Origin of the sequence: Variovorax sp. V93 (assembly GCF_041154485.1) — a bacterium.
GTDB lineage: Bacteria > Pseudomonadota > Gammaproteobacteria > Burkholderiales > Burkholderiaceae_C > Variovorax > Variovorax beijingensis_A.
Map to the genome: position 1 here is coordinate 1,975,717 of NZ_AP028669.1, position 19,515 is coordinate 1,995,231.

At 66.9% G+C, this 19,515-nt stretch carries 19 protein-coding genes and 2 tRNA genes; 13 read left to right on the plus strand and 8 right to left on the minus strand.

Going from position 1 to position 19,515, the window contains the following annotated elements; genetic code table 11:
• Window positions 1-20: 20 nt before the first annotated feature.
• The 4 genes from ACAM54_RS09340 to earP all read right to left on the minus strand — a co-directional run bounded on the left by ACAM54_RS09340 (window position 21) and on the right by earP (window position 3,621).
• Window positions 21-884, minus strand: coding sequence for a TIGR00730 family Rossman fold protein (locus tag ACAM54_RS09340; RefSeq protein WP_369650961.1), 864 nt, complete (start codon window positions 882-884; stop codon window positions 21-23).
• A gap of 62 nt (window positions 885-946) precedes the next feature.
• Window positions 947-1,726: a crotonase/enoyl-CoA hydratase family protein gene (locus ACAM54_RS09345; RefSeq protein ID WP_369650524.1), complete on the minus strand. Its 780-nt coding sequence runs from the start codon at window positions 1,724-1,726 to the stop codon at window positions 947-949.
• 86 nt (window positions 1,727-1,812) lie between these two features.
• On the minus strand, window positions 1,813-2,367 hold the full coding sequence (efp, locus tag ACAM54_RS09350) for an elongation factor P (protein ID WP_012746921.1): 555 nt from the start codon (window positions 2,365-2,367) through the stop codon (window positions 1,813-1,815).
• A 156-nt stretch (window positions 2,368-2,523) separates the two neighbouring features.
• Window positions 2,524-3,621 (minus strand): elongation factor P maturation arginine rhamnosyltransferase EarP, encoded by a 1,098-nt coding sequence (gene earP, locus ACAM54_RS09355; protein WP_369650525.1) that lies wholly within the window; start codon window positions 3,619-3,621, stop codon window positions 2,524-2,526.
• Between the two features lie 88 nt (window positions 3,622-3,709).
• On the opposite strand from earP, the gene ACAM54_RS09360 reads away from it, so the two are divergent.
• Window positions 3,710-5,167: a M20/M25/M40 family metallo-hydrolase gene (locus ACAM54_RS09360; RefSeq protein ID WP_369650526.1), complete on the plus strand. Its 1,458-nt coding sequence runs from the start codon at window positions 3,710-3,712 to the stop codon at window positions 5,165-5,167.
• A 36-nt stretch (window positions 5,168-5,203) separates the two neighbouring features.
• Here the strand turns inward: ACAM54_RS09360 and ACAM54_RS09365 are convergent, their stop codons facing one another.
• On the minus strand, window positions 5,204-7,258 hold the full coding sequence (locus tag ACAM54_RS09365; RefSeq protein WP_369650527.1) for a gamma-glutamyltransferase family protein: 2,055 nt from the start codon (window positions 7,256-7,258) through the stop codon (window positions 5,204-5,206).
• Window positions 7,259-7,400: 142 nt separating this feature from the next.
• Between ACAM54_RS09365 and uvrC the strand changes: the two genes are divergently transcribed.
• The 3 genes from uvrC to ACAM54_RS09380 are packed head-to-tail and all read left to right on the plus strand — an operon-like array spanning window position 7,401 to window position 10,865.
• Window positions 7,401-9,362: an excinuclease ABC subunit UvrC gene (gene uvrC / locus ACAM54_RS09370; RefSeq protein ID WP_369650528.1), complete on the plus strand. Its 1,962-nt coding sequence runs from the start codon at window positions 7,401-7,403 to the stop codon at window positions 9,360-9,362.
• A gap of 55 nt (window positions 9,363-9,417) precedes the next feature.
• On the plus strand, window positions 9,418-9,984 hold the full coding sequence (pgsA, locus tag ACAM54_RS09375) for a CDP-diacylglycerol--glycerol-3-phosphate 3-phosphatidyltransferase (RefSeq protein WP_145745934.1): 567 nt from the start codon (window positions 9,418-9,420) through the stop codon (window positions 9,982-9,984).
• Entirely contained in the window at window positions 9,981-10,865 is an 885-nt protein-coding gene (locus ACAM54_RS09380) for a DMT family transporter (protein ID WP_369650529.1), read from the plus strand. Before pgsA ends, ACAM54_RS09380 begins: the two co-directional genes overlap by 4 nt.
• An 18-nt stretch (window positions 10,866-10,883) precedes the next feature.
• Here ACAM54_RS09380 and ACAM54_RS09385 read toward each other — a convergent pair whose 3' ends face one another.
• Window positions 10,884-11,846, minus strand: coding sequence for a LysR substrate-binding domain-containing protein (locus tag ACAM54_RS09385; RefSeq protein ID WP_369650530.1), 963 nt, complete (start codon window positions 11,844-11,846; stop codon window positions 10,884-10,886).
• A gap of 70 nt (window positions 11,847-11,916) precedes the next feature.
• Between ACAM54_RS09385 and ACAM54_RS09390 the strand changes: the two genes are divergently transcribed.
• The 6 genes from ACAM54_RS09390 to ACAM54_RS09415 all read left to right on the plus strand — a co-directional run bounded on the left by ACAM54_RS09390 (window position 11,917) and on the right by ACAM54_RS09415 (window position 17,273).
• On the plus strand, window positions 11,917-12,831 hold the full coding sequence (locus ACAM54_RS09390; protein ID WP_369650531.1) for an alpha/beta fold hydrolase: 915 nt from the start codon (window positions 11,917-11,919) through the stop codon (window positions 12,829-12,831).
• The gene (locus ACAM54_RS09395; RefSeq protein WP_012746930.1) at window positions 12,828-13,913 is read left to right on the plus strand and encodes a tartrate dehydrogenase; all 1,086 of its coding nucleotides are present in this window, start codon (window positions 12,828-12,830) and stop codon (window positions 13,911-13,913) included. The genes ACAM54_RS09390 and ACAM54_RS09395 overlap by 4 nt, the downstream gene beginning before the upstream one ends.
• Before the next feature lie 215 nt (window positions 13,914-14,128).
• On the plus strand, window positions 14,129-14,401 hold the full coding sequence (locus tag ACAM54_RS09400; protein WP_007830705.1) for an HU family DNA-binding protein: 273 nt from the start codon (window positions 14,129-14,131) through the stop codon (window positions 14,399-14,401).
• A gap of 29 nt (window positions 14,402-14,430) precedes the next feature.
• Window positions 14,431-14,506, plus strand: a tRNA-Val gene (locus ACAM54_RS09405).
• A 77-nt stretch (window positions 14,507-14,583) separates the two neighbouring features.
• Window positions 14,584-16,497: a SurA N-terminal domain-containing protein gene (locus tag ACAM54_RS09410; RefSeq protein ID WP_369650532.1), complete on the plus strand. Its 1,914-nt coding sequence runs from the start codon at window positions 14,584-14,586 to the stop codon at window positions 16,495-16,497.
• Between the two features lie 101 nt (window positions 16,498-16,598).
• Complete coding sequence (locus ACAM54_RS09415) at window positions 16,599-17,273, plus strand: histidine phosphatase family protein (RefSeq protein WP_369650533.1); 675 nt, start codon at window positions 16,599-16,601, stop codon at window positions 17,271-17,273.
• Window positions 17,274-17,300: 27 nt separating this feature from the next.
• On the opposite strand, the gene ACAM54_RS09420 is transcribed toward ACAM54_RS09415, so the two are convergent.
• The gene (locus ACAM54_RS09420) at window positions 17,301-17,633 is read right to left on the minus strand and encodes a hypothetical protein (RefSeq protein ID WP_025569766.1); all 333 of its coding nucleotides are present in this window, start codon (window positions 17,631-17,633) and stop codon (window positions 17,301-17,303) included.
• 21 nt (window positions 17,634-17,654) lie between these two features.
• Window positions 17,655-17,903, minus strand: coding sequence for a GlsB/YeaQ/YmgE family stress response membrane protein (locus tag ACAM54_RS09425; RefSeq protein ID WP_012746934.1), 249 nt, complete (start codon window positions 17,901-17,903; stop codon window positions 17,655-17,657).
• Window positions 17,904-18,059: 156 nt separating this feature from the next.
• On the opposite strand from ACAM54_RS09425, the gene ACAM54_RS09430 reads away from it, so the two are divergent.
• The 3 genes from ACAM54_RS09430 to ACAM54_RS09440 all read left to right on the plus strand — a co-directional run bounded on the left by ACAM54_RS09430 (window position 18,060) and on the right by ACAM54_RS09440 (window position 19,510).
• Entirely contained in the window at window positions 18,060-18,752 is a 693-nt protein-coding gene (locus ACAM54_RS09430) for a YbhB/YbcL family Raf kinase inhibitor-like protein (protein ID WP_369650534.1), read from the plus strand.
• A gap of 75 nt (window positions 18,753-18,827) precedes the next feature.
• Window positions 18,828-18,903, plus strand: a tRNA-His gene (locus ACAM54_RS09435).
• A gap of 262 nt (window positions 18,904-19,165) precedes the next feature.
• The gene (locus ACAM54_RS09440) at window positions 19,166-19,510 is read left to right on the plus strand and encodes an H-NS family nucleoid-associated regulatory protein (protein ID WP_012746936.1); all 345 of its coding nucleotides are present in this window, start codon (window positions 19,166-19,168) and stop codon (window positions 19,508-19,510) included.
• The last annotated feature ends 5 nt before the right edge of the window (window positions 19,511-19,515 follow it).

Sequence of the window (19,515 nt, forward strand, 5' to 3'; positions counted from 1 at the left end):
CGCCGGAGCCCGGAACCGGGCTACAGCTTGTAGAAGCGCTTGATCGCGTCCCAGGCGTCTTCGGGCGCGTCGACGTATTCGAAGAGCTTCACGTCGGCCGGCGAGATCACGCCTTCCTCGACCAGGAAGTCGAAGTCGACGAGCTTCTTCCAGTAGGCCGAGCCGAACAGCACGATCGGCACCGGCTTCGACTTGCGGGTCTGCACCAGCGTGATCACCTCGAACAGTTCGTCCAGCGTGCCGAAGCCGCCCGGGAACGCCACCAGCGCCTTGGCACGCATCATGAAGTGCATCTTGCGGATCGCGAAGTAGTGGAACTTGAAGCTCAGCGCCGGCGTGACGTAGGGATTGGCTTCTTCTTCCATCGGCAGCGCGATGGCCAGGCCGACCGAGAGGCCGCCGCCTTCGTGCGCGCCGCGGTTGGCCGCCTGCATGATGCCGGGGCCGCCGCCGGTGCAGACAAAGAGCTTGTCCTCGGGTTCCTTGCCATTGCTGTACTCCGCCACCAGCTTGCCGAAGGCGCGTGCCTTCTCGTAGTAGTGCGAACTGCGTGCCAGGCGGCGCCAGCGCTCGGCCGCCACCGCGTCGCCGCCGGCTTCGGCCTGCGCGACCAGCGCGGCGGCTTCTTCCTCGCTGCGGAAGCGGGCGCTGCCGAAAACCACCACGGTGTTTTCGATGCCGTGGGCGCGCTGCTCCAGGTCGGGCTTCATCAGCTCGAGCTGCATGCGGATGCCACGGGTTTCGCGGCGCAGCAGGAACTCCGGATCGGCAAAGGCGAGGCGCGAAGGATCGGGGTCGAGCGGAAGGCCTTTCTCGGAGTGGGACTTGAGGGTGGCCCAGGCGTCCGCGAGGCGCTTGTCGTGAAGGTCGTGCGTGTTGTTCATGGAGAAATCGGACAGGAAGACTTGCAGCATTGTGCAGCGTCGGGGATGCGGTGTTCCGCGGCTCAGAAGGTGCCGTGGCGCCCCTCGCCGCGAACGAAGCGCTCGGCACCGGCCGCGCCCTCGGCCGCGACGATCGGCACGCCAAGCCGGCCTTCCTGCCGCAGTGCACCGGCCAGCGGCAGGTTCCATTGGGCGTAGGCGGAATCGCGGTCCGCGAGCATGCATTGCTGCGGGAACGACGCGATCTCGCGCGCGAGCGCTTCGGCCTCGGGGCGTGCGCGGCCTGGCGGCACCACGCGGTTGACCAGGCCCATCGCCTGCGCCTCCCGGGCGCTCACGGGCCGGCCGGTCAGGATCAGATCGAGTGCGCGGCCCATGCCGACGATGCGCGGCAGCCGCACCGTGCCGCCGTCGATCAGCGGCACGCCCCAGCGCCGGCAGAACACGCCGAGCACGGCGTCTTCCTCGGCCACGCGCAGGTCGGCCAGCAGCGCGAGCTCCAGGCCGCCGGCCACCGCATGGCCGCTGATGGCGGCGACCAGGGGTTTCGCAAGCGCCATGCGCGTTGGGCCCATCGGACCCGTGCCGCCGCCCTCGGGGTCGAGTTCATTGCGGCGCGCGGGGTCGCCGACCGCGCCCAGGTCGGCGCCGGCGCAGAAGGTGCCGTGCTCGCCCCAGAGCACCGCGACGCGCTGGCTCTCGTCGGCCTCGAAGCGCTCGAAGGCGGCGCGCAGCGCCTCGGCCATGGGCCGGTCGACAGCGTTGCGCTGCTTCGGGCGATTCATGACGATGGTGCTGACCGGCCCATCGATCTCGGTGCGGACGCTGGCGGACGTGTTCATGGGCAGAAGGGTAAGCCCATCAACGGAAAAAGGCTCCTTGCGGAGCCTTCGTCGTCTGGCTGCTGGCCAGCCAGCAGGTGCAGAACTTAGACGCGCTTGCGGTATTCGCCGGTGCGCGTGTCGATTTCGATCTTGTCGCCTTGCGAGACGAACAGCGGCACCGGCACTTCGAAGCCGGTGGCGATCTTGGCGGGCTTGAGCACCTTGCCCGAGGTGTCGCCCTTGACGGCCGGCTCGGTCCAGGTGATTTCGCGCTCGACGCTGGTCGGCAGTTCGACCGAGATGGCCTTGCCGTCGTAGAACACCACTTCGACCGGCATGCCGTCCTCGAGGTAGTTGAGGGCGTCGCCCATGTTCTCGGCTTCGACTTCGTACTGGTTGTACTCGGTGTCCATGCAGACGTACATCGGGTCGGCGAAGTAGGAGTAGGTGCACTCCTTCTTGTCGAGCACGATCTGGTCGATCTTGTCGTCGGCCTTGAAGACCACTTCGGTGTTGAAGTTGGCGATCAGGCTCTTGAGTTTCATGCGCACGGTGGCGGAGTTGCGGCCGCCGCGGCTGTATTCGGTCTTGAGGACGACCATCGGGTCCTTGCCGTGCATGATGACGTTGCCGGCGCGGATTTCTTGAGCGATTTTCATATCAGGTTCTCTGGATGTTGGCCGCTCGGTGCGCGGAGCCGTCGGCGGCATTCTTGCCGGCATCATTGGCCCCGCGGTACATGTCCCGCGGCAGGTTTGGCGGAGAGCATCTCGGATCTGTGTAAATCCGGGCCGAAATCCGCAAAGCCCGCTATTTTAGCTTTTTCCGGCGACCAGATGCCGCAATTGCGTGACCAAGTCCTCCTGGGCGCCCAGCCTTTCGCGGGCGGCCCGCACGGTTTCGTGCCATGGGCCCTGTGTTTCAAGAGGGGGCAGGGGGCTGCTGTCGAACCCGTTCCAGGCATTGTGGAACTGCCGTAGCGACGGCGGGGCGCCCAGCCAGTCGAGCCAGGCGCCGAGCTTGACGTGATGGGCGTCGTCGTCCTGCGGGTAGATCTGCCAGACCAGCGGCGCGCCGGCCCACAGGCCCCGCACGAGCGAGTCTTCGCCGCGCACGAAATTCAGGTCGCAGGCCCACAGGAGGTGATCGAAATCGGCCTGCGTGAGGTAGGGCAGGTATGAAATTGATAGCGCGCCCAGTCCCGAGAGCCCTTGGTCCGGCTGTTTCCTGCCGGCAAAGAACGCCCGGACCGCATGCGCCGCGCGGCCCGAGGTGACCAGGAGCCGCGTGGGCTGCGAACCTGCCGCCAGCTGCTCGAGCAGGGTGGCCAGCGCCGGCGGCTCGTAGCAGAACAGCGACACCAGGCGTTCGCCATCGCGCCAGGGAATCTGCTGCGCCGCCAGCCACTGCGCGCGGTCGAAGCGTGCTCTTCGCTCCAGCAGGCCGGGCTCCCGCAGCAGGCCTCCCGTGGCGGGCGTGAAGCCCGGATAGAAAAAGCGCTTCGTCAACCCCATGCCGGGGCCCTTGAACACGGGCGAGGGCAGGCCGTGCAGGCGTTCGACGTATGGCTCGGCCGACAGGTATTCGAGATTGATCCACGCCCGGCCCGGCTCGCCCGGGGCCTGCGGCTCGGCAAAACGCGCGATCAGTTCGGGCGCCGGTTCGCAGCCGAAGGCCTCGATCAGCACGTCCGGCGGCGGGGCGGCCACGGCTTGCCGGACGGCGGCGGGCTCGAGCCAGTCGATCACGCTCACGCCCTCGCAGCCGGTGGGCGCCATCCAGCGCAGCGCGGTGGCGTCGTCGATCCACAGGCGCACGCGCTCGCCGAGGGCAGCCAGCTGGCTCGACAGCCGCCAGCACACGCCGAGGTCGCCGTGGTTGTCGATGACCCTGCAGAAAATGTCCCATTGCATGGTCGCCAGTGTGCCCGTCTTCGGCCTCGGCGAGACCCGCCGCTTGCTTGGTATGCTGGCCGGCACCCAACATCCGGAGAGAGAAACCATGCGCTTGCCGATCCGCCGCCGTTCGCCACTTTCCCTTGGTTTCTTTGGTCCACCCGGTGTGGCGAAAACAGTGCTCGCGCTTTCCCTGGCCCTGGGCGGCCTGGCCGGCGCCTCGGCGCAGACGACGCCGTCGCTGACACCGCAGCAGCAGCGCTTCCACGACATCTACAAGGAACTGATCGAGATCAACACCAGCCATTCGGTGGGCGACAACACGCTCGCAGCGCGCGCGATGGAAAAGCGCCTGGTCGAATCAGGCTTTGCGCCTGGCGACATCCAGATCTTCGAGCCCTTCCCCAAGAAGGGCAACCTGGTGCTGCGCTTCAAGGGCAACGGCAGCAAGAAGCCGCTGCTGCTGCTGGCCCACATCGACGTGGTCGAGGCCCGGCGCGAGGACTGGAAGACCGATCCGTTCAAGCTGCAGGAAACCGGCGGCTACTTCACGGCGCGCGGGTCCATCGACGACAAGGCCATGGCCTCGGCGCTGGTGTCGGTGCTGGGACAGCTCAAGCAGGAAGGCTTCAAGCCCAGCCGCGACATCATCCTGGCGCTGACGGCCGACGAAGAGCGCGGCGACGCGCTCAGCAACGGCGCCTTCTGGCTCATCAACAACAAGCCCGAACTGCTGCAGGCGGAATTCGGCATCAACGAAGGCGGCGGCGGCGAGCTGCGCGGCGGCAAGCCCAACCTGCACCGCATGCAGGTGGCCGAGAAGATGTACACCACCTACATGCTCGAGGCGCGCGACGTCGGCGGCCACAGCTCGGTGCCGACCAGGAACAACCCGATCTACGCGCTGTCCGCGGGGCTGGAGCGACTGGGCAGCTATGCGTTCCCGGTCAAGCTGGGCGAGGTCACCAAGACCTATTTCGCACGCAGCGCGCCGTTTGCCACAGGGCAGCTGGCCGACGACATGCGCGCCGTCGGCGGCGGCAACTCCGAGCCCGCGGTGATCGAGCGGCTCTCGGCCAACCCGGCCTACAACGCGCAGCTGCGCACCACCTGCGTGGCGACCATGGTGCAGGCGGGCCACGCAGAGAACGCGCTGCCGCAGTCGGCCAAGGCCACGGTCAACTGCCGCATCCTGCCGCACGACGACCCGGACGAAGTCGAGCGCCTGCTGACTCAGGCCGTCGGCAACGACAAGATCGTGGTGCGCAACCTCGGCAAGCCCTTGCGCAGCCCGGCCTCGCCGCTGAACGGCGACCTGGTGAAGACCGTGGAATCGGTGACGCAGGCCATGTGGCCCGGCGTGCCGGTGGTTCCCGCGATGAGCACCGGCGCCACCGACAGCCGCTTCATGCGCAACGCCGGCATTCCGATGTACGGCGTGACGGGCATGTTCCTCGACCCGGCGGATGCGCGCGCCCACGGGCTGGACGAGCGCATCGAGATCCAGCGGCTCTACGACGGCCGCGAGTTCCTGTACCGGCTGGTGAGCGAGCTCGCCAGATAGGTGCCGCCCTCTCGCGGAGAGGGCGGGTGTTTTCGGTCAGGGTGTGAAGGTATCTCCCAGCACGATGCCTTCGCGCCGCGGATCGGCGCCGCCGGTGAGCACGGGTTTGCCGCCCACGTTCGTGCGGATGATGGTGCTGATGCCGCTGGACTGCGCCCCGAAGCCCACCGTGTGGCCGAGCGCGCGCAGCCCCGCGATCAGCGGGTCGTTGTTGCCCGAGTCCGAAGTGTCGATGGCCGGATGCTCGCCGCCCACGTTGGTGGTCTTGCTGTTGGAGGCGCCGAAGTCCACCAGCGAGGTGGCCTGCTGCGCATCGAGGCCCCAGTCGAGCGCGCCGACCAGCGTCTTCACCACGTACTGGATGATCGTGCCGCCGCCCGGCGATCCGGTTCCCATCACGAACTCCCCCATGCTGCCGTCGCTGTTCTTCCTGAACACCATCGTGGGCGCCATCGTGCTGCGCGGTCGCTTGCCGGGAGCGACGCGGTTGGCCACCTTCACGCTCGGGGTGACGCTGGTGTCGTCGGGGTTGGAGGCGAAGTCGGTCAGCTGGTTGTTCAGCATGAAGCCCTGGGTCATGTGGAACGAACCGAGCGTGCTCTCGACGGTGGTGGTCATCGTGACGACGTTGCCCTGCTTGTCGACGATGGTGAAGTGCGTCGTGCCGTGCTCCTCGGTCTTGTCGATGCCCAGGGGCACGCTCCCGAGGTCGCCCGGCAGCGCCGTTCCCATGCTCGCCGACAGGCTGATCAGGCTGGCCCGCTTCTGCAGGTAGGGCTTGTTGATCATGGTGTCGACCGAGCCGCCGGGCAGCGGCACGAAGTCGGTGTCGGCCACGTACTTGTCGCGGTCGGCATAGGCCAAGCGCTCGGCCTCGCTCACCAGGTGCACACCCATCACGGCCGGCTTGCCGCCTTCGAGGTCGATGGCGGTGGGTTTGTACAGGCCCAGGTTGAAGGTTTCGAGGATGCCCAGCGACTGCACCACCGCAATGCCGCCGGACGACGGCGGCGACATGCTGCACACGTAGTAGTCGCGGTAGGTACCGCAGACCGGTTCGCGGCGCTTGGCCACATAGCCGGCCATGTCGGCCATGGTCGTCTTGCCGGGCGTGATGGTCGAACCGTCGACGGCCGCCGTGATCCCGATCTTGTCGACGATGCCTTGTGCAACGGCGCCGGTGTAGAACGCGTCTGCGCCCTGCGTGGCGATGGTGCCGAGGGTCCTCGCGTAGGCCGGGTTCCTGAGCCTGGTGCCCAGCGCCTTCGGCGTGCCGTCGTCGTTGAAGAAGTAGGCCGTGGCCTCGGCGTCGCGCTTGAGGCTGGCGGCCGAGCCGGAGATGGCGGCGGCCATGCGTCCGCCGATCGGGAAGCCATCGGCGGCGAGCGTGATGCCGTAGCTGAAGAGGTCCTTCCAGGGCAGCTTGCCGTGGTCCCTGTAGGCGATGTCGAGCATGCGCACCGCGCCGGGTGTGCCGATGGAACGGCCGCTCGCGCGGGCGCTGGGCTTGGGCGGGTTCTGGTCCGCCACGTCGTCGATCCAGCGCAAGTAGTTCTCGGTTGCCGCAGCCGGCGCCATTTCGCGCCCGTCGTAGGCCTGCAGCTTCCTGGTCGCCGCGTCGTAGTGGAGCATGAACGCGCCGCCGCCCAGGCCGCTGGATTGCGGCTCGACCAGGCCCAGCACGGCCTGCACCGCCACCGCCGCGTCGACCGCGCTGCCGCCGGCCTTGAGGATGTCGCAGCCCGCGCGCGTGGCGAGCGGATGGTTGGCCACCACCATGTAGTTCTTCGCGTAGACCAGCTTGTGGCCGACGACGTAGCCCGAGGCGGGCTCGGGTGCCGCCGGGTCGCCCGGGTCGCCGGAACCCACCACGACCGGCGTGCCGCCGTCGCCGATCAGGCAGCCCTTGTCGGCTTCTGGCGGCGGCGGGACGGGCCGGTTGGCGTTGGCCGCATTGATGGCGGCGATCGTCGCGACCAGGGCGGCGTTGTCCTGTGCGCCACTGCCGCCGCCCCCGCAACCGGCCACGGTCAATGCCAGCGCGATCGGAGACAGTGCCAGCCAGGCGCCCGTCCGGATGTTTTTCTTCATGGAGAGTTTCCCCGAGTAGTCTTGATGAAATGACACAGGCGCTCCTCGCGCCCGCCATCATCAGCACAATTCATTCCAGGCTGATCGGGGTTTCCTCGCAGGCTGGCCATGCGGGCCTGGCGTGCGCGCCACAATAGCCGCCATGTCAGACGTGCATTCCGATCAATTGCTCAGCGAAGTCGCGGCCCTGCCGCAGCTGCCGGGCGTCTACCGCTATTTCGATGCGGCCGGCGCGGTGCTCTACGTGGGCAAGGCGCGCAACCTCAAGAAGCGGGTTGCCAACTATTTCCAGAAGAGCCATGGCGGCACGCGCATCGGCCACATGATCAGCAAGATCGCGCGCATGGAGACCACCGTGGTGCGCTCCGAGGCCGAGGCGCTGCTGCTCGAGAACAATCTCATCAAGACGCTCAAGCCGCGCTACAACATCCTGTTCCGCGACGACAAGAGCTATCCCTACCTGAAGATCGCCTCGCACGAGTTTCCGCGCCTGGCCTACTACCGCGGCGCGGTCGACAAGAAGCACCGCTACTTCGGGCCCTACCCGAGCGCCTGGGCGGTGAAGGAATCGATCCAGCTGCTGCAGAAGGTGTTCAGGCTGCGCACCTGCGAGGACACGGTGTACGCCAACCGCACGCGGCCCTGCCTGCTGTACCAGATCAAGCGCTGCACCGGCCCCTGCGTGGGCTACATCACGCCCGAGGCCTATGCGCAGGACGTGGCCAGCGCCGAAGCCTTCCTGATGGGCGACACCCAGCTCGTGCTCTCGAAGCTCGAGGCGCGCATGACCGAGCACGCCGAGAAGCTCGAGTTCGAGCAGGCGGCCGAGCTGCGCAACCAGATGTCGGCGATCTCGCGCGTGCTGCACCAGCAGTCGATCGAGATCGCTTCCGACAAGGACGTCGACATCCTCGCCGTCAAGGTGCAGGGCGGCAAGGCCTGCGTCAACCTGGCGATGGTGCGCGGCGGCCGGCACCTGGGCGATCGCGCCTATTTTCCGGTGCACGTGGAAGACGCCGCGCAGATCCATCATGGCGAGCTCGATGCGGAAGAGGGCGCAGTGCCCGCCGTGGCCGATCCGATCGAAGTGCAGGTGCTCGAGGCCTTCATTGCCCAGCACTACATCGACGTGCCCGTGCCCGCCACGCTGGTGCTGAGCCACCTGGTGAGCCGCGAGCTGATCGAGGCGATCTCGCAGCAGGCCGGCGCGCGCGTGACGGCGGTGTTCCAGCCGCGCGAGCAGCGCCGGCACTGGCTGGAGATGGCCGAGACCAACGCCGGCCTGCAACTGGCCCGGCTGCTGGCAGAAGAAGGTTCGCAGCAGGCGCGCACCCGCGCGCTGGCCGATGCGCTCGAGCTCGCGCCGGACGACCTCGACAACTTCCGCATCGAATGCTTCGACATCTCGCACACCGCGGGCGAGGCCACGCAGGCTTCGTGCGTGGTGTTCGAGCACCACACGATGCAGAACCGCGAATACCGCCGCTACAACATCGAGGGCATCACGCCCGGCGACGACTACGCCGCGATGCGCCAGGTGCTGCACCGCCGCTACGGCAAGCTGGCCGAGGCAATGGCGGCCGAGACCGAGGCGCTGCCGCCGGGCGACGCCGAGAGCGATGGCAGCGGCGCATCGCCCAAGACCCGGACCGCGCGCATGCCGGAACTGGTGCTGGTCGACGGCGGCAAGGGGCAGGTGTCGATGGCGCGCGAAGTGTTCAGCGAACTGGGCCTGCCGCTGTCGCTGATCGTCGGCGTCGAGAAGGGCGAGGGCCGCAAGGTCGGCCTCGAGGAACTGGTGTTCGCCGATGGCCGCGAGAAGGTCTACCTGGGCAAGGACTCGGCGGCGCTGATGCTGGTGGCGCAGATCCGCGACGAGGCGCACCGCTTTGCCATCACCGGCATGCGCGCCAAGCGCGCGAAGGTGCGCGTGGGCGGCAGCCAGCTCGAAGACATTCCGGGCATCGGACCGAAGCGCCGCGCGCGCCTGCTGCAGCGCTTCGGTGGAATCCGCGGCGTGGCGGCGGCCAGCGTCGAGGACATCGCGTCGGTCGAAGGCATTGCCACGGACCTGGCCGAGGAAATCTATCGCGCACTGCATTGAGGCCGATTGCCCCCGGCTTTCGGTTCCGCCTCTCGCGCATGACACAATCGCCCGCATGTTCTGGACCCTCCCGACCATCATGACCTGGACGCGCATCGTCGCGATTCCATTGATCGTTGGTGTGTTCTACCTGCCGATGGCCGAGCCGATGCGCAACCTGATCGCCACGGTCATGTTCATCGTCTTCGCGGCCACCGACTGGCTCGACGGCTTCCTGGCGCGAAAGCTCAACCAGACTTCGGCCTTCGGCGCCTTCCTCGATCCGGTGGCCGACAAGTTCCTGGTCTGCGCCTCGCTGCTGGTGCTGGTGCACCTGAACCGGGCCGACGTGTTCGTGGCGCTGATCATCATCGGCCGCGAGATCGCCATCTCGGCCCTGCGCGAATGGATGGCGCAGATCGGCGCCAGCAAGAGCGTGGCGGTCCACATGATCGGCAAGGTCAAGACCACCGTGCAGATGGTCGCGATTCCGTTCCTGCTCTATGACGGACACCTCTTCAAGATCATCGACACCGGCCTCTGGGGGCAGTGGCTGATCTGGATCTCGGCCGTGCTCACGATCTGGTCGATGGTCTATTACCTGCAGAAGGCCATCCCCGAAATCCGGGCCCGCGCGAAATGAGCGTGGCTGCGGCCCGCGGCGCAAGCTGGCTGCGTGCCATGCCGGCCGTCTTCGTGCTCATCTGGAGCACGGGCTTCATCGTTGCGCGCTATGGCATGCCTTATGCGCCGCCGCTCAAGTTCCTGGCCGTGCGCTTTGCGCTTTCTCTTGTGTGCTTCTGCCTCTGGGTCGCGCTTGCGCGGGTCCCCTGGCCGAAGGAGCGCGCGCAGTGGGGACACCTGGCGGTGACCGGCGTCCTGATGCAGGCCGGCTACCTGGGCGGCGTCTGGGCCGCGGTGCATGCGGGCATGGGCGCGGGGCTGGTGGCATTGCTGGTCGGCATCCAGCCGGTGCTGACCGCCATCTGGCTGTCGTTCAACGGCGGGCGCATTTCGCAGCGCCAATGGGCCGGGCTGGTGCTCGGCTTTGCGGGCCTGGTGCTCGTGGTGTCGCGCAAGTTCGGGCAGGGATCGGAGGTCAGTGCGTTGACCATGGCGCTTGCGGTGATGGCGCTCCTTTCGATCACGGCGGGCACGCTGTACCAGAAGCGCTTCGTCGCGCCCTGCGACGTGCGCAGCGCGAGCGCCGTGCAGATGGTGGCCGCATTGATTGTGTGCCTGCCCTTTGCGGCGATGGAATCGCAGGGCATCGAATGGAACGCGCATTCGACCGGCGCCATGGCCTGGTCGGTGCTGGTGCTGTCGCTCGGCGGCAGCTCGCTGCTCTACATGCTGATCCAGCGCGGCACGGCCACCGCCGTCACGAGCCTGCTCTACCTGGTGCCGCCGTGCACCGCGGTGATGGCCTGGCTGCTGTTCGCCGAGCCGATCACTCTGGTGACCTTGCTGGGCATCGGGCTCACCGCAGCCGGCGTGAGCCTGGTGGTGCGCAGCGAGCGCTGAGCCGCCTTTGCTTTTTCTTCAGCGCGGCGCACCGGCCTTGCCGGGTTTCCAGGGCTCGCCGCGAAACTGTTCCGCCAGGTGGTCGAGCAGCAGCCGCACGCGGCGCGGCGTCTTGGGGCGCCAGGGCGCGATCCAGTGGATGTCGGCATCGGGCATGGCGTAGTGGGGCAGCACGCGCACCAGCTCGCCGGAAGCCAGCTGCGGTGCGATGTCCCACAGGCTGCGCAGCATGATGCCGTGGCCGGCCAGGCACCAGTCGCGCACCATCTCGCCCGAATTGCTCGTCAGCGGACCCTGGACGCGCACGCGCGCGGTGCTGCCGTCGCGCGCATGGCGCAGGGTCCACAGCGCGAACTGATGCTGGTTGACCTCGCCGTTCTCGCGCGCGACCAGGCAGTCGTGCACCGCCAGCGCGTCGACCGTGGCCGGCAGGCCGCGCCGTTCTATATATGAAGGAGATGCGGCGAGCACGCGCTGGTTGCGCGCAATGCGGCGCGTGACCCAGTCGGCCGCGCGGCGCTGCTGCACGGCCCAGAGCCAGAGTGCACCGTCATACCCTTCGGCGCCGAGGTCGGGCAGCCGCTCGGTCAGCAGCAATTCGATCTGCAGCCCGGGATGGCGCGCCTGGAAGCTGGCCAGGGCAGGGCCGAGCCAGCGCCGGCCGAAGCCGAAGGTCGCAGCCAGCCGGATGGTGCCGACCAGTTCGTTCTGCCGCTCGCCGAGCTCGCTTTCGAGCGCGGCAAAGCCTTCGAGCAGCGCCCCGGCATGCAGGCAGACCGCTTCTCCCTCGGCCGTCACGCTGAGCCGGCGCGTGGTGCGCTCGAACAGCCGCTGGCCCAGCCGCGCCTCGAGCGCGCCGAGCCGCTTGGTCACGACGGAGGGCACCACGTCGAGCGTGGCGGAGGCGCCCGCCAGGCTTCCCTGGTCGCGGATGGCCAGCACGAGCTCGAGATCGCCGCGGTCCATCGACAGTGGATTCATGCCAAATCGGAAAGTATGAATTGGTTGATTGTTGCTTGATGATCGACGGAGCGCAACGCACAATCGCCGCGTGACTGCTTCCTTCTTCGACTTTCCCGAATTCGACATCGAGCGCAACGGCGTGCGCGTGCATGGCCGCATCGGCGGGCGCGGCGCGCCCCTGCTGCTCCTGCACGGGCATCCGCAGACGCACCTGATCTGGCACCGCGTGGCGCCGGTGCTCGCCGAGCAGTTCACTGTGGTGGCGGTGGACCTGCGCGGCTATGGCGACTCCGGCCGCCCTGCGGACGATGCGGATCACATGGCCTACAGCAAGCGCGAAATGGCGCTCGATGCGCTCGCCGCCATGCGCCATCACGGCTTCGAGCGCTTCGGCGTGCTGGCCCACGACCGAGGCGCGCGGGTCGCGCATCGGCTGGCCGCCGACCATGCGGCGGCCGTCGACCGCATGCTGCTGCTGGACATCGCGCCCACGCTCTCGATGTACGAGAACACCACCGAGGCCTTTGCGCGCGCCTATTGGCACTGGTTCTTCCTGATCCAGCCGCCGCCGCTGCCCGAGACCCTGATCGCCTCCGACCCGGTGCGCTACGTGCGCAGCGTGATGGGCGGGCGCCACGCGGGGCTCGCGCCCTTCGCGCCCGAGGTGCTGGCCGAGTACGAGCGCTGCGCGGCCATTGCGGGCACGGCCGAATCCATCTGCGGCGACTACCGCGCGTCCGCCACCATCGACCTCGTGCACGACCGCGCCGACATCGCCGCCGGCCGCAAGCTTGCGCAACCGCTGCGCGTGCTCTGGGGCGAGCACGGCGCGGTGGGCCGATGCTTCGACGTGCTCTCGCTCTGGCGCGAATGCGCCACCCAGGTTTCGGGCCGCGCCTTGCCGTGCGGCCACTACGTACCGGAGGAAGCCCCGCGCGAACTCCTCGCCGAGGCGCTCCAGTTCTTCACTTCCCCTCTCCAGCAAGAAGGAACCAGACCATGACCACCCACAGAATCGCAGTCATCGCCGGCGACGGCATCGGCAAGGAAACCATGCCCGAAGGCCTGCGCGTGGTCGATGCCGCGGCGCGCAAGTTCGGCATCGACCTGAAGTTCGACCACTTCGACTTCTCGAGCTGGGACTACTGCGAGAAGCACGGCAAGATGCTGCCCGACAACTGGAAGGACCAGATCGGCGGGCATGACGCCATCTACTTCGGCGCGGTCGGCTGGCCCGAGAAGATTGCCGACCACGTGTCGCTCTGGGGCTCGCTGCTCTTGTTCCGCCGCGAATTCGACCAGTACATCAACCTGCGTCCCGCACGCCTGATGCCCGGCATCACGGCCCCCGTGGTGCGGCGCGACGGCACGCCGCGCGAGCCCGGCGAGATCGACATGTACATCGTGCGCGAGAACACCGAAGGCGAATACTCGAGCATCGGCGGTCGCATGTACGAAGGCACGCCGCGCGAGATCGTGGTGCAGGAAACCGTGATGTCGCGCGTGGGCGTCGACCGCGTGCTCAAGTTCGCCTTCGAGCTCGCACAGTCGCGCCCAAAGAAGCACCTGACGAGCGCCACCAAGTCGAACGGCATCTCCATCACCATGCCCTACTGGGACGAGCGCGTGGCCGAAATGGCGAAGAACTATCCGGGCGTGAAGCTCGACAAGTTCCACATCGACATCCTCACGGCCCACTTCGTGCAGCGGCCCGACTTCTTCGACGTGGTCGTGGCCAGCAACCTGTTCGGCGACATCCTGTCCGACCTCGGCCCTGCGTGCACCGGCACCATCGGCATCGCGCCCAGCGCCAACCTCAACCCGGAGCGCACCACGCCCTCGCTGTTCGAGCCGGTGCACGGCTCGGCGCCCGACATCGCGGGCAAGGGCATCGCCAACCCGATCGGACAGATCTGGTGCGGCGCGATGATGCTCGAGTTCCTGGGCCACAAGAACGCGCACGACGCGATCCTTTCCACCATCGAAAAGGTGCTGGCGCCCCAAAGCGGAGCGCCGCGCACGCCCGACATCGGCGGCAAGGCGAGCACCAGCGACCTTGGCAAGGCCATTGCCGAGGCCCTTTGAAATTCGTCTTCAAGAAACGCCCCTAAAATCGCGCGCTCCGCTGTTCTGCACGGCCTCGTGTCGTATTGACACCCTGCAGACCAGTGGTTGTAATCCTCGCTGGCAGCGCGCTGCCGAGGCGTCAGTCCTGCCAGGCTTGTCGAGCCGCGTCATTTCGCGGCCAGCTCGCAGCTGACGAAAGCCGACCAACTTTATTTCTTCTACAAGGGGCCCTTGTGAACAAGACCGAACTGATTGAGCACATCGCAAAGAACGCCGATATTTCCAAGGCAGCCGCTACCCGCGCGCTGGAATCCACCATCGGCGCCATTCGTACCACGCTCAAAAAAGGCGGCTCGGTGTCGCTGGTCGGTTTTGGCACTTTCGCAGTCGGCAAAAGGGCGGCTCGCACCGGCCGCAATCCGCGCACCGGCGACGCGATTAAAATCAAGGCCGCCAAGATTCCGAAGTTCCGTCCGGGCAAGGCGTTGAAAGACGCGCTGAACTAAGACGTAGACTCGGAGAAGTATTCCCGGTGGGGTGCTTAGCTCAGCTGGTAGAGCGGCGCCCTTACAAGGCGTAGGTCGGGGGTTCGAGCCCCTCAGCACCCACCACCACCCGATGCAAAGGCGAACACTGGTTCGCCTTTTTTATTGCCGTCCCGACATCCGTCGCAAAAGAGTGTTCAAGCATGTTTGATTTCTTCCGCAAGTACAACAAGATCGTCATGATTTTCTTGTTCTTGCTGATCATTCCCTCGTTCGTCCTCTTTGGCGTGGAGCGCTATCAGGGCTCCGGCGGCGAAGTGAAGGTCGCGCGGGTCGATGGCCAGAGCATCACCCGGCCCGAGTGGGATGCGCAGCATCGCCTCGAGACTGACCGCATCCGCCAGCAATCGCCCAACGTCGATCCGGCGCTGCTCGAATCCGACGTGATGCGCTATGCCACGCTGGAGCGCATGGTGCGCGACCGCGTGCTGGCCGCGGCGGCGGCCAAGTCGAACGTGACCATCTCCGAAGAGCGGCTGTCGCGCATCTTCGCGCAGGACACGGGCCTTGCGGCGTTCCGCACGCCGGACGGCAAGTTCGACCGCGAGAGCTTCCAGCGCGTCACCGGCCGCACGCCGGAGCAGTACGAGGCGTCGATGCGCGCCGAGCTGGCCACGCAGCAGATGCTGTTGGGCATCACGGGCACGGCCTTCACGCCGCCCGCGCTGGCTGCGGCAACCATCAACGCCTTCTACGACCGTCGCGAGATCCAGGTCGCGCGCTTCAGCCCCGAGAGCTTCGCGTCCAAGGTGACCGTGAGCGATGCCGACGTGGAGGCCTACTACAAGGCCCACACCGCCCAGTTCCAGGCGCCCGAGCAGGCCAGCATCGAATACCTCGTGCTCGACCTGGAAGCCGCCAAGAAGAACATCTCGGTCAACGAGGCCGACCTCAAGACCTACTACGAGCAGAACACGGCGCGCTTCGGTACCAAGGAAGAACGCCGCGCCAGCCACATCCTGATCACCGCACCGGCAAGCGCACCGGCAGCCGACCGCGCCAAGGCCAAGGCCAGGGCAGAGCAATTGCTCGCCGAAGTGAGGAAGGCGCCCGCCACCTTCGCCGACGTTGCGCGCAAGAACTCGCAGGATCCCGGATCGGCGGAGAAGGGCGGCGACCTCGACTTCGTGACCCGCGGCGCGATGGTCAAGCCCTTCGAGGATGCGCTGTTCGCGCTCAAGAAGGGCGACATCAGCGACGTGGTCGAAACCGAGTTCGGCTATCACATCATCCGCCTCGCCGACATCAAGCCGGCCGTGGTGCCGCCGTTCGAGCAGGTGCGCGCCACCATCGAGAACGAAGTCCGTGCGCAGCAGGCGACGCAGGAATTCGCGAAGGCCGCGGAAACCTTCACCGATGCGGTCTACCAGCAGCCCGACAGCCTCAAGCCCGCGGCGGAAAAGCTGAAGCTCACGATCCAGACGGCCGGCAACGTCTCGCGCACGCCGCCGCCGGGCGCCACCGGCGTGCTCGCGAACCGCAATTTCCTGAACGCGCTGTTCGCGGCCGATTCGCTGGATCGCAAGCAGAACACCGAAGCCATCGAAGTCGGCTCCAACCAGCTCGCGGCAGGCCGCGTGACGCAGTACACGCCCGCGCATCCGATGCCCCTGGCCGAAGTCAAGGACAAGATCCGTGCGCAGCTCATCACCGAGCGTGCCGCGGTCATGGCCAAGGCAGAGGGCGAAGCCAAGCTCGCCGCCTGGACTGCCAAGGCCGACGGCGCCACCTTTGGCGCGCCGGTCACGGTTTCGCGACGCGAAGCGCAGGCCCAGCCCATTGCCGTCATCGATGCAGCGCTGCGCGCCGACGCGTCCAAGCTGCCTGCGCTGGTGGGCGTCGACCTGGGTACGCAAGGCTATGCGGTGGTTCGCGTGATGAAGGTGGTTCCGCGCACGCCGTCGGCGCCTGAGCAAACGCAGCAGGAGAACGCGCAGGTCGGCCAGTCGGTGGCTGCGGCGGAAGAAGTTGCTTACTACAACGTGCTGAAGGAACGCTTCAAGGCCGAGATCCTCGTGCCGAAGCCGGCGGAGACGCTGCCCACGGCAGCCCGCTGACCCGTGGGACCGGCGCGCGCTGTCGCGCCTGGGTCAGCGGCCCGCGGCACTCGTCGCACGTGGGACAAGTGCAAGCTGCGCTTGTCGCCAGAATCCCAGGCATGGGAACCCTCTATCTCGTGCGCCACGGCCAGGCCAGTTTCGGCGCTGCCGACTACGACAAGCTGAGCGAGCTCGGGCACAGGCAGTCCGTGCGCCTCGGCGAATACTGGCGGGAGCGCGGCATGCATTTCGATGCCGTGATCACCGGCACCCTGAAGCGCCATCGACAGACCTGGGAAGGCATTGCCGAGGGACTGGCGCTGAAGCGCGACGATGTGCTGGCGTGGCCCGGGCTCAACGAGTACGACAGCGAGGCGGTCATTGCCACCATCCACGAAGGCAAGCTCGAGAAGCCCGACTCGCCCGAGATGTACCGCAACCACTTCCGCCTCTTGCGCGATGGCCTCGGCGCCTGGATGCAGGGCCGGACCCGGCCCGTCGGCATGCCGAGCTATGTCGACTTCCTGGCGGGCGTGACAACGGCGCTCGACCATGTGCGCGCCCGCCACCATGGCGCCAAGGTGCTGGTGGTGTCGAGCGGCGGACCCATCAGCACGGCGGTTGGCCATGTGCTGGGAACGAGCCCGGAAACCACGATCGAACTGAACCTGCGCATCCGGAACACCGCCGTGACGGAGTTCGCCTTCACGCCCAAGCGGCACATGCTCGTCACCTACAACACGCTGCCGCACCTGGACGCTGCGGCCTACGAGAACTGGATCACCTACGCCTGAGACCCCGGTGCAGGGGCACGATCGGCCTCAGGCCTGCCAGACGCCGTAGCCGCTCCTGCGCAGCGCGATGCCGAGCTCGACCTCCATCGATCGTGCATCCTCGTAGCTCATCGGGTTGTAGCGTTCATAGAGCGCAGGCAGCAGCCTGAGGCCGAAGGCCTGGACGAAGCTGTTGGCCTGGATGCCGGCCTTGTGCTTGTCGAAGCGGATGTCGGGGTCCAGCCCGGTCATTCCCACGTAGACGAAGGGCTTGCCGAGCTGGTAGTCGGGATTCGCGCGCCTGAACCGGCCATGGTTCCAGACGCGGTCATCGAGTTCGACCACGTAGACGTGGTGCCTGGCCCGTGGTTTGCGCGGCATCGATCCGCACTGCCGGCCGGGTCAGCTCTTGCGCTTGATCAGGCCGTACAGGATCAGCAGCACGATCGCGCCGAGCACCGAGGCAATGAAGCCCGCACCCTGGCCCGCGGTGTACCAGCCGAGCGCCTGGCCGACATAGGTCACGATCAAGGAACCTGCCACGCCGATCAGCGTGGTCACGATGAAGCCGGCGGAATCGTCGCCCGGCTTGACGGCCCGCGCCACCAGACCCACGATGAACCCGATCAGGATGGTCCAGACGATGCTCATGAAGAAATTCCTTTGGCGGTGAAATGGAAAGTAGCGGTCGCTGCAGAACGCGCGAACCGTCGAAGCAAGCGGCGCTCATGATAGCGGAGCAACGCGATCGCCGAAGCCGGCCGAATCACATCGGCTCGATGTCCGAGAACTTTGGCGCAGACGGCCATGTCCTGGTTGCTGCTGCGTCCTACAGGGTGCTTCGCGGCGCAGCGCTATACCGGGACCATGCTGGAAAAACTGCCTGAAGTCATCGGCCACGCGCTGCAGGGAATGCGCGCGGGCCTGGACAAGATCGTCTTCAATACGCTGGGCATGCGGCAGGGCATGGCGTCGATCGCCTTGAGCAGCGTTGCTTTCGCGGACCACGCGCCCTTGCCGTCGCGCCATACGGCCGATGGAGAAGGCCTGTCGCCGCCGCTGCAATGGGCCGGGCTTCCGGCGGGCACCGAATCGCTGGTGCTGGTGGTCGAGGACGCCGATTCGCCCACGCCGAATCCGCTCGTGCATGCCATCGTCGTCGGGCTGCGGCCGACCGAGGGCAAGCTCGACGAAGCGGCCATCCCGAGCCGGGACAATGCCGGCGCCGCCGGTTTGCACGTGGGTCGCAACTCCGGGCTGCAGGCCGCCTGGCTGCCTCCCGATCCGCCCCCGGGACACGGCGCTCACCGCTACGCCTTCCAGCTGTTCGCGCTCGACGGCATGCCCGCGTTTTCCGCGGCGCCAGGCCGGGACGAGGTGTTCGACGCCCTGCGGAAGCACGCGCTCGCGAGCGGCCTGCTGATCGGCACCTGCGAAAGGCCGGATGGCTCGATCAAGATCAAGAAGACAGCCCCGGCCGGGCCCCTCGCCACGGGTTGAGAAGAATTTCAGGCCCGTTCGGATGCCCCGGTGGCGAAAACCGGGGTTTTTGCCGCTACAATTGAAGGCTCTGCGGTGGCTGTAGCTCAGCTGGTAGAGTCCCAGATTGTGATTCTGGTCGTCGTGGGTTCGAGTCCCATCAGCCACCCCAAAACATCTTTCCCGACTGCTATTGCGCAATAGCGTCCACGGGAACACAACGCCGGGCCAGCCCGGCGTTGTCATTTTCGGCTCTTGCCGCCGGCGCAGCACTCTTCCTTTGGCTTCATAAAAAGCGTCCAAACCGGTGCACGCTGCATTGTGCGTTGCCGCAAACCTGGCGCAGGGCCCTCAATTTTCCCGCAACGGCCCGCTTGTAATAAATTGGAATTGAATTAAAATCCGCCCCGTTTCCAATTTTCAGGAGTCCAACAATGGCTTCGACCCTTGCCGATATCAATTCCCAGATCAAGAAGTACGACGAGCAGATTGCGCAATTGCGCAAGCAGGCCGAAGACCTTCGCAACCAAGAGCGCGCAGGCGTGATTGAAGATGTGCGCCGGAAGATCGCTGAATACGGCCTGACCGCGTCGGACCTGAAACTCAGTGCACGCGGCGGCTCGGTCAAGCGCAGCGCAGGGGTTCCCGCGGTCAAGGCAGCAGCCAAATACCGTGGTCCAACCGGCGAAACCTGGTCTGGCGGCCGCGGCCGCAAGCCGCGTTGGGTGACCGAGGCACTGGCCGCGGGCAAGTCGCTTTCCGAGTTCGAGATCAAGTAAGCGCC